Annotated in this window: 15 protein-coding genes; 9 read left to right on the forward strand and 6 right to left on the reverse strand. The window is 67.2% G+C overall.

Translation table 11 applies throughout. The features are described 5' to 3' along the window. From AC1DU6_RS08785 to AC1DU6_RS08795, 3 genes are all read right to left on the reverse strand, one after another. On the reverse strand, positions 1-374 hold a 374-nt coding region (locus AC1DU6_RS08785), incomplete at its 3' end, for an N-acetyltransferase family protein (RefSeq protein WP_477856755.1). A gap of 89 nt (positions 375-463) precedes the next feature. Continuing rightward, a complete protein-coding gene (locus AC1DU6_RS08790) occupies positions 464-1,120 on the reverse strand; it encodes a 3'-5' exonuclease (protein ID WP_056191023.1) in 657 nt (218 codons plus the stop codon). A gap of 5 nt (positions 1,121-1,125) precedes the next feature. Beyond that, positions 1,126-1,452 (reverse strand): nucleotide pyrophosphohydrolase, encoded by a 327-nt coding sequence (locus tag AC1DU6_RS08795; RefSeq protein ID WP_056191025.1) that lies wholly within the window; start codon positions 1,450-1,452, stop codon positions 1,126-1,128. A gap of 448 nt (positions 1,453-1,900) precedes the next feature. On the opposite strand from AC1DU6_RS08795, the gene AC1DU6_RS08800 reads away from it, so the two are divergent. The 4 genes from AC1DU6_RS08800 (at position 1,901) to AC1DU6_RS08815 (ending at position 4,964) form a co-directional block, all read left to right on the forward strand. Then, entirely contained in the window at positions 1,901-2,992 is a 1,092-nt protein-coding gene (locus tag AC1DU6_RS08800) for an SGNH/GDSL hydrolase family protein (RefSeq protein ID WP_056191027.1), read from the forward strand. A gap of 27 nt (positions 2,993-3,019) precedes the next feature. Continuing rightward, on the forward strand, positions 3,020-3,685 hold the full coding sequence (locus AC1DU6_RS08805; RefSeq protein ID WP_056191029.1) for an OmpW/AlkL family protein: 666 nt from the start codon (positions 3,020-3,022) through the stop codon (positions 3,683-3,685). Between the two features lie 93 nt (positions 3,686-3,778). Continuing rightward, on the forward strand, positions 3,779-4,495 hold the full coding sequence (locus tag AC1DU6_RS08810; protein ID WP_457324093.1) for a DUF1223 domain-containing protein: 717 nt from the start codon (positions 3,779-3,781) through the stop codon (positions 4,493-4,495). 76 nt (positions 4,496-4,571) lie between these two features. Beyond that, on the forward strand, positions 4,572-4,964 hold the full coding sequence (locus AC1DU6_RS08815) for a hypothetical protein (RefSeq protein ID WP_457324094.1): 393 nt from the start codon (positions 4,572-4,574) through the stop codon (positions 4,962-4,964). Here the strand turns inward: AC1DU6_RS08815 and queE are convergent, their stop codons facing one another. After that, positions 4,965-5,594 (reverse strand): 7-carboxy-7-deazaguanine synthase, encoded by a 630-nt coding sequence (gene queE, locus AC1DU6_RS08820; protein WP_477856758.1) that lies wholly within the window; start codon positions 5,592-5,594, stop codon positions 4,965-4,967. Continuing rightward, on the reverse strand, positions 5,591-6,685 hold the full coding sequence (locus AC1DU6_RS08825) for a 6-carboxytetrahydropterin synthase (RefSeq protein ID WP_056191037.1): 1,095 nt from the start codon (positions 6,683-6,685) through the stop codon (positions 5,591-5,593). The genes queE and AC1DU6_RS08825 overlap by 4 nt, the downstream gene beginning before the upstream one ends. A 73-nt stretch (positions 6,686-6,758) precedes the next feature. Here AC1DU6_RS08825 and AC1DU6_RS08830 point away from each other — a divergent pair, with 73 nt between their 5' ends. The 4 genes from AC1DU6_RS08830 to AC1DU6_RS08845 all read left to right on the forward strand — a co-directional run bounded on the left by AC1DU6_RS08830 (position 6,759) and on the right by AC1DU6_RS08845 (position 11,488). Next, positions 6,759-8,117: an MFS transporter gene (locus AC1DU6_RS08830; protein WP_457324096.1), complete on the forward strand. Its 1,359-nt coding sequence runs from the start codon at positions 6,759-6,761 to the stop codon at positions 8,115-8,117. 50 nt (positions 8,118-8,167) lie between these two features. Beyond that, complete coding sequence (locus AC1DU6_RS08835) at positions 8,168-9,967, forward strand: GMC family oxidoreductase (RefSeq protein ID WP_477856761.1); 1,800 nt, start codon at positions 8,168-8,170, stop codon at positions 9,965-9,967. 2 nt (positions 9,968-9,969) lie between these two features. Further along, the gene (locus AC1DU6_RS08840; protein WP_457319756.1) at positions 9,970-10,584 is read left to right on the forward strand and encodes a gluconate 2-dehydrogenase subunit 3 family protein; all 615 of its coding nucleotides are present in this window, start codon (positions 9,970-9,972) and stop codon (positions 10,582-10,584) included. A gap of 244 nt (positions 10,585-10,828) precedes the next feature. Continuing rightward, positions 10,829-11,488, forward strand: coding sequence for a 3-keto-disaccharide hydrolase (locus AC1DU6_RS08845; protein ID WP_457319758.1), 660 nt, complete (start codon positions 10,829-10,831; stop codon positions 11,486-11,488). A 13-nt stretch (positions 11,489-11,501) separates the two neighbouring features. Here AC1DU6_RS08845 and AC1DU6_RS08850 read toward each other — a convergent pair whose 3' ends face one another. Continuing rightward, complete coding sequence (locus AC1DU6_RS08850) at positions 11,502-12,275, reverse strand: PEP-CTERM sorting domain-containing protein (RefSeq protein WP_457319760.1); 774 nt, start codon at positions 12,273-12,275, stop codon at positions 11,502-11,504. A 185-nt stretch (positions 12,276-12,460) separates the two neighbouring features. On the opposite strand from AC1DU6_RS08850, the gene AC1DU6_RS08855 reads away from it, so the two are divergent. Then, a partial coding sequence (locus tag AC1DU6_RS08855) for a hypothetical protein (protein ID WP_477856764.1) occupies positions 12,461-12,970 on the forward strand: 510 nt, incomplete at its 3' end.

The following is a 12,970-nucleotide window of genomic DNA, read 5'->3' on the forward strand; positions in this document are numbered from 1 at the left end:
GCCTTGGTGCAGCCTTCTTCCTGCAGGCCGTCGCGCGTGGCATCCCACAGCGCCAGGCCGACGCCCTTGTCCCAGTGCACCGGGTCGGCAAACATGGCCCAGACCTCGCCGGTCGTGGCGGGCGTGCCCTTGTCGCGGGAGCGATCGAAGCCGGCGAAACCCATGATCTTGTTGTCCAGATGGGCAACGATGACCTGCGGCTCGCAGAGGTCGATGGCCTCACGCCAGAAGGCTTGGCGCTTTTGCACCGACATCGCATCCAGCGCGGCGGCGGGCAGGAGGGCCTTGTAGGCGTCCTGGCTGGCAGCGACATGGATCTCGGCGATGGCCTTGGCATCGCGCAGGGTGGCGGGGCGAACCTGGATCACGGACATGGAACTCTTGGCAATAGCACGGGACGAAAGGGCGCGATTGTCCTAGCCCGATGATGAGCTGCAGGGTCTTGACAGAATTTTTTATCCGCTCAAGCAGCCAAGGAATTGGCGCGACAGGCCTTCACATGGTCGACCAGGCCGCGCCTGAGCCAGCGCAACGGCGTGCGCTGCAACTCCAGCATCAGTGCGTGATCCACAGCGGCGTCGCCCAGGTCCAACGCAAAGCGTCGCGCGACCTCGTTCTGAACCTTCAGTAACAACTCCGCCGTCACGCGAGCATCGGCCATCGCCCGGTGGGCACGGCCGTCGAAGCGGATGCCGTGGAACTGCGTGATCGCACCCAGGCCGTGGCTCTTGGCCTCGGGCCAGAGCCGGCGCGACAACAGCACGGTGCAGGCGAACTCATGGGCCGGGTCGCGCGCCACGCCGGCGCGCTCCATCTCGGCATGCCAGAAGCCCCGGTCGAAAGAAGCGTTATGCGCGACGAGCGGGCAGCCCTGGGTGAAACGGGCCAGCTCGCGCATGACCGTGGGCGAGTCCGGCGCGTTGGCCAGCATCTCGTTGCTGATGCCGGTCAGGGACTGAATAAAGGGCGGCACCCAGGCGCCGCTGTTCATCAGGCTGCTCCAGGCGTCGACGACCATGCCGCCACGCACGAGCACGGCAGCGATCTCGGTGGCACGGCCGCCGCTGGTGGGCCCGAGACCGGTCGTTTCGAAGTCGACGACGGCGATGGTTTGCGTCATCTTCGTCAAGACTTCTTCGGTGGATGCCTGGGCGGGTGTTTCAGGGCATTCATTGCCAGCTTGCGCTCGACGGCGGCATCCAGGTCCACGCCGCCATGGTCGGCAATCTGCACGAGGTACAGCAGCACGTCCGACAGCTCTTCGCCGAGATGGCGGCGCTGGTCGTCGCTCAGGCTCAGGGATTGCTCGGGAGTCAGCCACTGGAATATTTCCAGCAGCTCGGCGGCCTCCACCGTCATGGCCATCGCGAGGTTCTTTGGCGTCTGGTAGGGCTGCCAGTCGCGGTCGCTGGCGAACTGGCGCAGACGCTGCTGCAGGGTCGGAATGTCCATCAGGGGAGCGCGTGTGAGGGTCGTTGCATCGCCGAAAGTGTCCCGTGTATTCCTAAACAGTATTCAAGATTTCAAAGGTAGTGGTCGTAGTAGTGCACCGCCTGCGCTGTGGACAAGGGCAAAAAGTCCTTGGGGCACAAGCGCTTGGCAGCCGCACAAGCCTGTGCGCCGTAGCCTGATGGATTGACCCTCGATTGGGAACAACTTCGCGAAAGGTCGTCGGCCTGTGGATATCTGCCCAGTTGTGCCAGAACCATCCACAGACTTGCCCAAGGCGGTACAGCCCCTGTGGATCGCGGCGCTTGCGCAGGCCTTCCCCAAGCCGTCGGCGTTGTTTCTTTACGCGGAATGAGGGGAAAAACGAACGACCGTTCTAAAAAGCTGCGGCTAGAGTTGCGCTCCCGAATTGAATGCACTGCGATGTTGCGGTGTCGCCTAGGAGACAACAATGAAACCCTTCCTCACCCGGATCGCCGCCGCCTCGGTGGCGCTGTTGGGCAGCCTGCTGGTGGCGGGCTGCGGAGGCGGTGGCGCCTCGGCGGACACGACGCCCAAGTTCACTCCCACCAGTGTGGTGTCCTTCGGTGACAGCCTGAGCGACCAGGGCACCTACAAGGTCGGTACTGTTGCCGCCCTGGGCGGTGGCCAGTACACCGTCAATGGCGTTGGCCCGCATTGGGTGGAACGCATTGCCACGCTTTACGGCCTGCCCAAGCCCTGCCCGGCCCAGCAAGGCCTGGATGGGCTCGCTTCCCAGGGGTTCAGCGTGCCCGTCAAGAACAACGCGGGTTGTTTCGCCTACGGTCAGGGTGGCGCGCGAGTGACCAACCCGGTCGGCCCGGGCAACAAGCTGTTGGGTGGTTCCAACGCCGTGCTGGGCCAGCTCACGGTGCCCGTCGTCACGCAGATGCAGAACCACCTGACGGCAGTCGGTGGCAGCTTCAAGGGCACCGAGCTCGTCTTCGTCTATGCCGGTGGCAATGATGTGTTCATCAACCTGGCCACCGTGCAGGCCACCATCGCCGCTGGCGGTGACCCGACGGCCGCTGCCACCAAGGGCGTGACCGAGATGGGCAAGGCCGGTGCGGAACTGGCCGGCTACGTCAAGGCGCTGGTGGTGGGCAAGGGTGCCAAGAACGTCGTGGTCATCAACCTGCCCGACGTGAGCCTGACACCTTTCGCCAAGAGCCTGCCCGCAGCCACGCAGGGCCTGATCCTGCAGATGGTCAATACCTTCAACGACCAACTCAAGACCGGCCTGGCCGGCGCTGACGTGGGTTGGGTTGATGCCGCCCAAGGGGTGCGTGACCAGATTGCCGATCCTGCGAAGTTCAGCCTGAGCAATGTCACCACGCCGGCCTGTGATCTGAGCGCGGCCAAGAACCCCTTGGGTTCGTCGCTGGTCTGCAGCGCCAACAACGTCATCAGCGGCGATGTCAGTCACTACCTGTTCGCCGACTCCGTCCACCCCACCCCGTTCGGGAATCAATTGCTGTCGCAGGTGGTGTCCCTGGAACTGGCTCGCAAAGGCTGGCTCTGAGTCCGCGTGACCCTTCAGGAGAACTTCATGAACATCAAATCCCTGCTCGCAGTCACCCTGCTCTCCGCCACCGGCCTCGTTCACGCGCAATCGGCCGGCAGCATCGTCGTCTATGGCGGTGCCGCACAGATCAACCCGCATGTCGACAGCGGTGATCTGACCGCGCCCAGCCTGGCGGGCACCAAGGTCGACGTGAAGAAGGCCAGCTCCTTCGTCGGCGGCGTGACTTACTACTGGACCGACAACATCAGCATCGATCTGCCGATCGCGCTGCCGTTCAAGCACGACGTCGTTGGTGCTGGCGCCATCGAAGGTTCGGGCAAGCTCGGCACGGTCAAGTCCCTGCCGATGACGCTGCTGGCCCAGTACCGCTTCGGCGACGCCAACAGCAGCTTCCGTCCCTTTGTCGGCGCGGGCGTCACCTATGGCTACTTCTTCAAGCCACGCGCCACGGCCGCACTGTCCGGCCTCACCGGTGGCTCGCCCGCCAGCCCGACGACGCTGTCCATGAAGAGCCGCTTCGGCACGACCATGGAACTCGGTGGTGCCTTCAACATCACCAAGGACTGGTCCGCCAGTCTGGCAGTCACCAAGACCTTCATCAAGACGACCGGCAGCCTGTCCACGGGCCAGACCATCGAGACGACGCTGGACCCGGTGTCGGTCAAGTTCGGCATCGGTTATCGCTTCTGATCCGGCTTCGGTCGATCACCCAGAAGGGAGCCTGCGGGCTCCCTTTGTCGTTCTGGCATGTCAGGTTTGTCGATCATGGTCGACTCATGCCCCATGAAGCTGACTGCCCTGCTCCTCGCCATGGCCACGCCTCTCGCCGGCGCCCAAAGCTGTCCTGCTACAACCGTGCAAAGCGGCGCGACGGTGCCGCGCATCGTCGAGCTCTACACATCCGAAGGCTGCTCCTCCTGCCCGCCGGCGGACCGCTGGCTGAGCGGCCTCAAGGGCCAGCCCGGCGTCATCGCGGCAGCCTTTCATGTTGACTACTGGAACGGCCTGGGCTGGCCGGATCGGTTTTCCAGCCCGGCCTTCACCGAGCGCCAGAAACAAGGCGTGGGCGTTAATGGCTCACGCTATGCGTACACACCGCAAATCGTCATCAATGGGCGGGATTGGCGCAGCGCTTCATTGCCCGCGGCGAGTGCCGAGCCGGCTCGTGTACGGTTGGGCTGGAGCCGCAGCGCGAGCGGCGAACTGAAGCTCAGTGCGGAGGCCTTGCCTGGCGCGCCCGCGCACGTCCAGCTCTGGTGGGCTCGCGTCGAGGACGGCCACCAAAGCCGCGTGCGCGCCGGCGAGAACCGCGGCGAGACGCTCAACCACGACAGTGTCGTGCGGGAATACGGGAAGCTGCCGGTCTGGGAGGGCCAGGGCCCGGCGCAGTGGGCCGTGCCGGTGAAGGCCGCCGAACCTGGCCACGCCAGCCGCTGGCTCGCGGTAGCCGTGGATGTGCGCGATGGCCGCACCTTGCAGGCCGTCGAGATCGGTTGCTGAAAACGGGGAGTCCTCCGACACGAGGGAACCCCGCAGGCGATCAGACTTGGCCATCCCCGCTGAATCCCGCAAGGCCATGCGAATCCACCCTCTTGCCATGCTGGCTGCCGGCGTTGCCGCGCTGAGCGCTTGCGGCAGGTCGGCCGACAGCCCCGCGGCAGCACCGGCGCCAGCATCGGCGGCTTCGGCATCCGTGGCGTCCAGCCCCTGGGTCGGCCGATGGCACGGCCCCGAAGGCACCTATCTGGAGATCACCGGCGGGCCGGGGACCTACAGCGTCACGGTGCAGAACCTGGATGGTCCACGCAGCTTCGACGCCAAGGCCGGCACCGACACGCTCGTATTCACGCGTGATGGCGTGCTCGAAACCATCCGCGCCGGCAGCGGCCCCGAGACGGGCATGAAATGGCTGGCCGACAAGCACGACTGCCTGATCGTGAAGAGCGGCGAAGGCTATTGCCGCGGCTGATCAGGCGATGCCGACGACCTTGTGCATCTGCACCGACAGCCGCCACTGCGGATGGGCCATGCAGTAGGCCACGGCCGCCTTGGTGTGCTCGCGCTGCAGCACCGAATCCATGGGCTGCAGGAAGAAGTTCTGGAAGTCCAGATTCGCAAACCGCTCCGGTTGGGCCAGCGGTTGCGGATAGACAAGCTTCAACTCGTGGCCCGAGGTCAGCACCAGCGGCGCATCGGCCTTGGGGCTGACGCAGATCCAGTCCAGCCCCGGCGGCGCGGGTTGCGTGCCATTGGTCTCGACAGCGACCTCGAAGCCGCGGGCGTGCAGGGCGTCGATGAGCGGCGTGTCCAACTGCAGCAGCGGCTCGCCGCCGGTACAGACGACGTAGGGACGACCACCGCCGGGCCATGCTTTGGCAATCGCATCGGCCAGCGCATCGGCAGTCACGAATTTGCCGCCGCCCTCGCCATCCGTGCCCACGAAATCCGTGTCGCAGAAAGTGCAGACCGCCGTCGCGCGATCCTGCTCGCGGCCGGTCCAGAGGTTGCAGCCGGCAAAGCGGCAGAASACGGMCRCGCGGCCGGCMTGGGCGCCTTCGCCCTGCAGCGTGAAGAACAGCTCTTTGACCGAATACGTCATACGGGGATCAATTCTTCGGAGTCAGCCCGGCTGACGATGGCACCCGAGCCGCGCGTCTCGTACAGATCCACGCGGTCGATCTGCGGCAGTACCGCGCCGCCCTCACGCAGCACCCAGGCTGCAATCGAGGCCACGTCACCGTCGGGCAGATTGGCAATCTCAAACAGCGGGTGATGGTCCAACCGTTTGAAGATGGGGTTGAACAGCGACTTCACGTCACCGAAGTCCACCGTCCAGCCCATCACCTGGTCCAGCGGCGCAGCCAGGTGCAGCCGCAGCGTGAAGGTGTGGCCATGGATGCCGGCCAGCGGATGGCCAACGGGCGCGTGCTTCATGCGAACGGCGCTGTCCAGCGTCATCTCCTTCCAGATGCGGTAGCTGTTGCCGTTGAAGTTGGCGCCGCTGGAGCCGGTCTCGTAGACGGTCACCCAGCTCAGCTCCGGCAGTTCGGGCTTCAGCCTGTCCCACAGCCAGGCCGAGATGTTCTCGCTGGTCGGGTTCTGCAGCCCCGCGATGTCGTTCAGGCAGCGGTAGTTCAGCGCGAAATGCAGTGGCGCCCAGACCTCGTCGAGGTGGTCGTAGTCGATGGACAGATCGCGCTCGCCGAGGTCCGCATTGGCATGCAGGATGACCTCGAAGCCATGGCCATGCATGCGGCCGCACTGGTGGCCAGCCGGTACATTCGGCAGCTGGTGGGCGGCCTGGAAGCGGTAGCGCCGCCAGACATGCGCATGGCCGGCGCCGTCCAGGTCCACGCCGCTGTGTTGGGTGCTTTGCACGCCCACCTGCACGATGCCGGGCACGTCCAGCCGCTGGCGCACCCAGCGCGCGAGGTTCTCGTCGGTGGGCTCGGCCAGGTGGTCGTTCAGCAAGGCATGATCCAGCGGCGCCACGGTCTCAGTCATGCGCGCACGCAGCGCCTCGACCTCACCCCCCGGAAAAGCAGGCCAGCCCGCGGGCAGTGCCGTGCGGACGGTGGCGAAATAGCTGTGGCCATGCAGGCCATGGCTGCGATGGGAGGCGGGCAGGGCGGGAATGCGGCAGGCCGACTCGAAGCCGGCCGAGGCACAGTGCAACACGGAAACTGACATGCCGCGATTGTCGCGCCCACCCCCAAAACCCTGCTTGACTTGAAGTGGGCTTGAGCTTTTAGTCTTCCCCGCCATGAATCTTGCTGACCCCATCGACGCGCCGGCCGGCGCGTCCGAAAAACTCTTTGCCCCTGGCCGCAGCGCCGCCTGCATCGGCGCCATCGCGCTGATCTCCATGCTGGCCTTCGAGTCCATCGCCGTCGCCACCGCGATGCCGGCCGTGGCCGAGGCACTGCAGGGCCTGCCCTATTACGCCCTGGCCTTCGGCGCGACGCTGGCCACCTCGGTGCTGGGCATGACGGCGGCCGGCCAGCTCTGCGACAAGCGCGGCCCCTATCGCGCCGCGCTGGCAGGCCTCGCCGCCTTCCTGGTTGGCCTGCTGCTGGCGGGTTTTGCGCCATCCATGCCCGTGCTGGTGCTCGGCCGCGCGCTGCAGGGCCTGGGCAGCGGCGTGCTGGGCGTCACGCTGTATGTCGGCGTCGGCCAGGTCGTGCCGCAGCAACTCCACCCCAAGATGTTCGCCATGTTTGCGGGAGCCTGGGTCGTGCCCGGCCTGGTCGGGCCGGCGCTGGCGTCCTTCCTCGTGCAGTTCATCGGCTGGCGATCCGTCTTCCTGGTCGTCGCGGCGGCCGTGCCCGTGGCGGCGTTGATGATCCTGCCGGCCCTCAAGCGGGTGGGCTCGGGCACCGGTGACGAGCTGCGCTGGGGCGCGATGCGCTGGGCCCTGCTGGCCAGTGCGGGCGCGCTGACGCTGCACAGCGCCAGCCAGCAGAGCGGCGCCAGCTCGGCCCTGCTGTTCGCGGCCGGCCTGGTGGCCGCCGGCATCGCCGCCCGGCTGCTGCTGCCCGCCGGCACGCTGAGGGCGGCGCGTGGCCTGCCGACGGTCATCCTGCTGCGCGGCCTCATCGCCGCGACCTTTGCCAGCGCCGAGGCCTTCCTGCCGTTGATGCTGACCCAGCACTTCGGCTGGAGCCTGACCCAGGCCGGCATTGCGTTGAGCGCCGGCGCGGTCACCTGGAGCATCGGCAGCGCCTTGCAGGCTCGCGTGCAGCGGCCCGAATCGAGGCGCCTGTTGCTGCCGGGCGGTTTCACATTGACGGCGCTGGCGCTGACCCTCGTCATCGCGCCGCTGCTGTTCGCCCTGCCCTCTGCGCTGGTCTTTGTGGGCTGGACGCTCGTCGGCCTGGGCATCGGCCTGTCCTTCCCCATCCTGTCGGTGCTGCTGCTCAAGCTGTCGCCGCCGGAGCAGCAAGGCAGCAACACCTCGGCGCTGCAACTCTGTGATGCGCTGACCAGCAGCGCCGCGCTGGCCCTGGCCGGCCTGCTGTTCGACCCCGTCACGCGCCAGGTCTTGCCGGTCCTGCTGCTGGCGCTGGGGCTCGTCACCGTCGCTGCCTTGATCAGCCCCCGAGCCCAACCCAACAACCACTGAAAACGCTTTCTGCCGGTGGCACACTGCGCCGTCTTCCGCGGGAGAGGTGCATGGGTTTCGTGACGACGCGCAGCTTGGCCAGGGACTACGACGTCATCGTCGTCGGCTCGGGTGCCGGTGGCGGCCAGACGGCCTACACGCTGGCGCTGGAGGGCGTGAAGGTGCTGATGCTGGAGGCCGGCCGCAACTACGACTTCCGCACCGAGACGCCGATGTTCCAGACCAACGCCGACGCGCCGCTGCGCGGTGCCGGCACGCCGGACAAGCCCTTCGGCTTCTACGACGCGACGGTGGACGGCGGCTGGCAGGTGCCCGGCGAGCCCTACACGCAAGCTTCCACTGACCCCCAGCAGCGCTTCGACTGGTGGCGCTCACGCATGTTGGGCGGCCGCACCAACCACTGGGGCCGCATCTCGCTGAGAAACGGCCCCTACGACTTCAAGCCCCACAGCCGTGATGGCCTGGGATTTGACTGGCCGATCGGATACGACGATCTGGCGCCCTACTACGACAAGGTCGAGATGCTGGTCGGCATCTATGGCAGCAACGAGGGCCTGGAGAACACACCCGACTCGCCCGAGGGCTGCCTGCTGCCCGCGCCGGCGATGCGCGTGGGCGAGCGCCTCATCAAGAAGCATGCGGCGACGCTGGGCGTGCCCGTCGTGCCCATCCACCGCGCGGTGCTGACGAAAAAGCTCGACGACGCCCGCATCCCCGCCCTGCTGCATCCCGGCAACCCGCGCGCTCAAGGTTTGGTCGCCCAGGCCATGCGCGACCGCGCCGCCTGCTTCTGGGCCACGCCCTGCGGGCGCGGCTGCAGCATCGGCGCCACCTACCAGAGCCCGGCGGTGCACCTGCCGCCGGCGGTGGCCAGCGGCAATCTGGACGTGCTCTGCGACGCCATGGTCTACGAGGTGACGACCGCCAGCGGCAAGGCCAGCGGCGTGCGCTTTGTCGACCGCAAGACCGGCAAGCACATCAAGGCCAAGGCCCGCGCCGTCGTGCTGGCGGCCAGCGCCTGCGAATCGGTGCGCATCCTGCTGAACAGCAAGCCGGGGGGCCTCGCCAACGCCAGCGGCAAGCTCGGCCGCTACATCATGGATACCGTTGGCAGCGACCTGTCGGGCCAGGTGCCAGGCCTGGAAGCCTTGCCGCCCCACAACGAGGACGGCGCCGGCGGCGGCCACGCCTATTCGCCCTGGTGGCTTTACCAGCAGCAGGGCCGCGACTGGCACAAGAAGCTGGGCTTTCCGCGCGGCTATCACATCGAGATCAGCACAGGCCGGCGCATGCCGACCTCGGGCACCGGCGCGGGCCTGGAGTGGCTGACCCAGGGCAGCTATGGCGCGCGCTTCAAGCAGGACGTGAGGCGGCTGTACGGCTCCTTCGTCCACTTCGCCGGCCGCGGGGAGATGATCCCCAACGAGCAGTCCTGGTGCGAAATTGACCCGACGGTGAAGGACCGTTTCGGCATCCCGGTGCTGCGCTTTCACTGGCAGTGGGCCGAGCACGAGACCCGCCAGGCTGCGCACATGCAAAGGACCTTTGCCGACATCATCACCGCCATGGGCGGCCGCGTGCAGGACGGCGGGCCGGAACTGGACGGGGCCAAGGCCATCGCGCCGGGCGGTTCCATCATCCACGAGGTCGGCGGCGCCATCATGGGCGCGGATGCGCGCAACTCGGTCACGAATAGCTGGGGTCAGACCTGGGACGTGCCCAACCTCTTTCTGTCCGACGGGGCGCCCTTCGCGTCCAACGCCGACAAGAACCCGACGCTGACCATCATGGCCCTGGCCTGGCGCCAGGCGGACCACATCGTCGAGCGCATGCGCAAGAAGGAGCTCTGAGCATGGACCGCAGACAGACCCTGCAATGGATGCTGGCCGCCAGCGCCGCCATGGGCGTGGAGGTGTCGGCCGGCGCTACGCCCGCTGCGCGCAAAGGCAAGGGCTATGGCACGGATCCTCAACTCACCAGGACCTACCGCAGCGGCGAGCTGTGGCCGCTGACCTTCACGGCTGATCAGGCGCGCGCCGCGCAGGCGCTGTGTGGCCTCATCATCCCGGCCGACGAATACTCACCCAGCGCCGCGCAGCTCAAGGTCCACCTCTTCATCGACGAGTGGATCAGCGCGCCCTACCCAGATCAGGTCAAGGACAAGGACGTCATCGTCGCGGGCCTGGGTTGGCTGGACGCCGAGAGCCGCTTGCGCTTCGGCAAACGCTTCGCCGAACTCGATGTCACCGCGCAATCGCAGATCGCCGACGACATCTGCTGGGTGCAGAAGGCCAAGCCTGAGCGCGCCGCCGCGGCACGCTTCTTCAAGCGCTTCCGCGACCTGACGGCCGGGGGCTTCTACACGACGCCCGAGGGTTCGAAGGACCTCGGCTTCGTCGGCAATGTCCCATCCGTCACCTTCGACGGCCCCCCTCTCAAAGTCCTTCAGATCGTCGGAGTGGGATGAAACTGCCCCTCGCCCAGTCTTGCCGCGCTGCACGCCGGCAAGCCCAGTCGGTCTTGCAGACCGCGCTGCGGCAGTGCCGCAGCCCTTCGGCAGGCACATTCCGTCCACTGGACGGGATGTGTCCGGCCTCAGCCCCCGAGGGGACGGCGATGCGTGCCGGTTCGACCGGCCCGCACATCGCCCAACGGGCCGGCTCGGGAGCGGCCCAGCGCTCGGCCCGAACACCAATTCATAGGACACCGATATGAAGACCACCCTCCTCGCAGCCAGCCTCGCTGTCGCCACCGCTGCCCACGCCGCCGACATGAATATCAACACGCTGAGCGCCGAAGAAACCGCCGCCGGCTGGAAGCTGCTGTTCGACGGCAAGACGCTGGAGAACTGGCGTGCGAGCGACGCGCCCGGGAGCTTCAGCGTCAAGGACGGTGCCCTCATCGTGCAGGGCCCGCGCTCCCACCTCTTCTACGTCGGCCCCGTGCAGCAGCACGACTTCAGGAACTTCGAGTTCAAGGCCGACGTGATGACCTTTGCCAAGGCCAACTCCGGCGTCTATTTCCACACCAAGTGGCAGGACGTCGGCTGGCCCAGCCTGGGCTACGAGGTGCAGGTCAACAACTCCCACAGCGACCCCAGCCGAACCGGCGGCCTGTGGGGCGTGCAGGACTTCCCCAAGGTCATCGCCCCCGACGGCCAATGGTTCACGCTGACCATCCGCGTCGAGGGCAAGCACGTCACCACGTTCGTCGGTGCCGAGAAGACAGCCGACTACACCGAAGAGTCGCCCATCGTGCGCAAGAAGGGCTTGGAGCAGCGCTACCTCGCCAGCGGCACCTTCGCGCTGCAGGGCCACGACCCCGAGAGCACGGTGCACTTCAGAAATATCAAGGTGAAGGTGCTGCCCTGAAGACCGGCGACCTTCAGCCGCACCTTGCCAGCCGCCGCCGGGCCCAAGGCAGCACGGCCAGGCCGGCCAGCATCAGGCCGTAGGTGGACGGCTCCGGCACGGCCGCGGTCATGAAATGGCCCGAGGCCGACGTGACCGTGACGCCCGTGGGCAGGTCCCAGTTGAAGCGGGCGGTGTGCGAGAAGTCCGCCACCGCGCCGCCTTCGGCGAACACGGACAGCGAGCCATAGATGTAGACCACCAGCGATTGGCCATGCGCCGGCACCAGGAAGGTGCTGCTGATCTCGCGTGAACTGTTCTTGGCGTCGAGCGTGATGGCGTTGCGCCAGCCCTCGGGATTGGTCCCGACATAGAAGCGACTGGTGGCCGAGGAGCCGCTCCACCATTTGCCGCGTTTGGTCTCGCCCTCGACCGACCAGCTCCAGCTGACCGGGTCGCCCGGGTCATGGCTCTCGTCGGCCTGCAGCGTGACCTTGTCGTAGAACCAGGCGTCGGCGCTGGTGCCCCAGTTGCACGACAGCATGTCGGGCCGGCAGCCCTTGGGCAGCGTCGGGTTGTTGCTGGACCAGGCCAGGGCATGCAGGCTGCCCGTGTTCAGCGACGCCTCGGCGGAAGCCTGCACGTTTACGTTGGCAAAGCTGTTGCTGACGTGCGACTGGCCGGCACCGCCGGCGGTCTGGCCGCCCGCGCTGGCGTGAACACCGGAAGTGGCGAAAGGCTGACCGGCCGCCGCATTCGCGGTCAGCACGGCCGAAGCCAGCAAGAGGGGGGTCAAGAGCAGTTTCATGGCGGTGATGGCAGGGTTGTTGACGGTCCGAAGTGTGTTTTTCAGGCCCTCCTGGCGCATCGCCCGCGAAGAGCCACGTGAGAGCCATGGCACCGTCATAAATGCATGGCTCCCCATGGGTGATGCGCCGCTGGCGCCTGCGGCCGACGATGCCGGCCACCACATCCCTGCCGGAGTTCTTCCCCATGCCTTCACATCCCACCGCCCCGACGCTGCTGCTCGCCCTCGCCGCCTTCAGCCTGCTGGCCGACACCACGCAAGCGCAAACCGCTCAGCAGCGCCGCCTCGTGCTCGACGTCGAACTGCTGCGCCAGGGCCCCGTGCAGGCCGGCGCGGACCGCGGCGAGCAGACGCTGAGCCAGCGCTGGCAGTTCAGCGCCCTGCTGCAGAGCGACGGCACACCCATCCCCTACAACCCGCTGGACCCCGACGATCACCGCCGCCAGCTTGAAGCCGCCCAGCGCGCCGTCACGGCCGCGTCCGCCGCCCCCACACCCGACTGGCGCGCCATGCAGGCCAAGGCGCAGGCGCTGCAGGCACGCTGCGGGCAGGACAGTGCCTGCCTGATGCGCGAGGCGTCGGCCTTGAGCGCGGGTGCGATGCCCGGCGTCAACCGCGGCAGCCAGGGCGTGATGCAGGGCTACGGCCAGGCGGCGGYCGCCTGCGAACGCCAGCCCGCCGGCAAGGCCCGCGAG

Source organism: Roseateles sp. P5_B10 (assembly GCF_056400485.1).

Excerpts from the sequence above, each read along its gene's own strand:
- AC1DU6_RS08790 (WP_056191023.1), bottom strand. The coding sequence starts at position 1,120 with ATGACGCAAACCATCGCCGTCGTCGACTTCGAAACGACCGGTCTCGGG.
- AC1DU6_RS08795 (WP_056191025.1), bottom strand. The coding sequence starts at position 1,452 with ATGGACATTCCGACCCTGCAGCAGCGTCTGCGCCAGTTCGCCAGCGAC.
- AC1DU6_RS08800 (WP_056191027.1), top strand. The coding sequence starts at position 1,901 with ATGAAACCCTTCCTCACCCGGATCGCCGCCGCCTCGGTGGCGCTGTTG.
- AC1DU6_RS08805 (WP_056191029.1), top strand. The coding sequence starts at position 3,020 with ATGAACATCAAATCCCTGCTCGCAGTCACCCTGCTCTCCGCCACCGGC.
- AC1DU6_RS08810 (WP_457324093.1), top strand. The coding sequence starts at position 3,779 with ATGAAGCTGACTGCCCTGCTCCTCGCCATGGCCACGCCTCTCGCCGGC.
- AC1DU6_RS08815 (WP_457324094.1), top strand. The coding sequence starts at position 4,572 with ATGCGAATCCACCCTCTTGCCATGCTGGCTGCCGGCGTTGCCGCGCTG.
- AC1DU6_RS08825 (WP_056191037.1), bottom strand. The coding sequence starts at position 6,685 with ATGTCAGTTTCCGTGTTGCACTGTGCCTCGGCCGGCTTCGAGTCGGCC.
- AC1DU6_RS08830 (WP_457324096.1), top strand. The coding sequence starts at position 6,759 with ATGAATCTTGCTGACCCCATCGACGCGCCGGCCGGCGCGTCCGAAAAA.
- AC1DU6_RS08835 (WP_477856761.1), top strand. The coding sequence starts at position 8,168 with ATGGGTTTCGTGACGACGCGCAGCTTGGCCAGGGACTACGACGTCATC.
- AC1DU6_RS08840 (WP_457319756.1), top strand. The coding sequence starts at position 9,970 with ATGGACCGCAGACAGACCCTGCAATGGATGCTGGCCGCCAGCGCCGCC.
- AC1DU6_RS08845 (WP_457319758.1), top strand. The coding sequence starts at position 10,829 with ATGAAGACCACCCTCCTCGCAGCCAGCCTCGCTGTCGCCACCGCTGCC.
- AC1DU6_RS08850 (WP_457319760.1), bottom strand. The coding sequence starts at position 12,275 with ATGAAACTGCTCTTGACCCCCCTCTTGCTGGCTTCGGCCGTGCTGACC.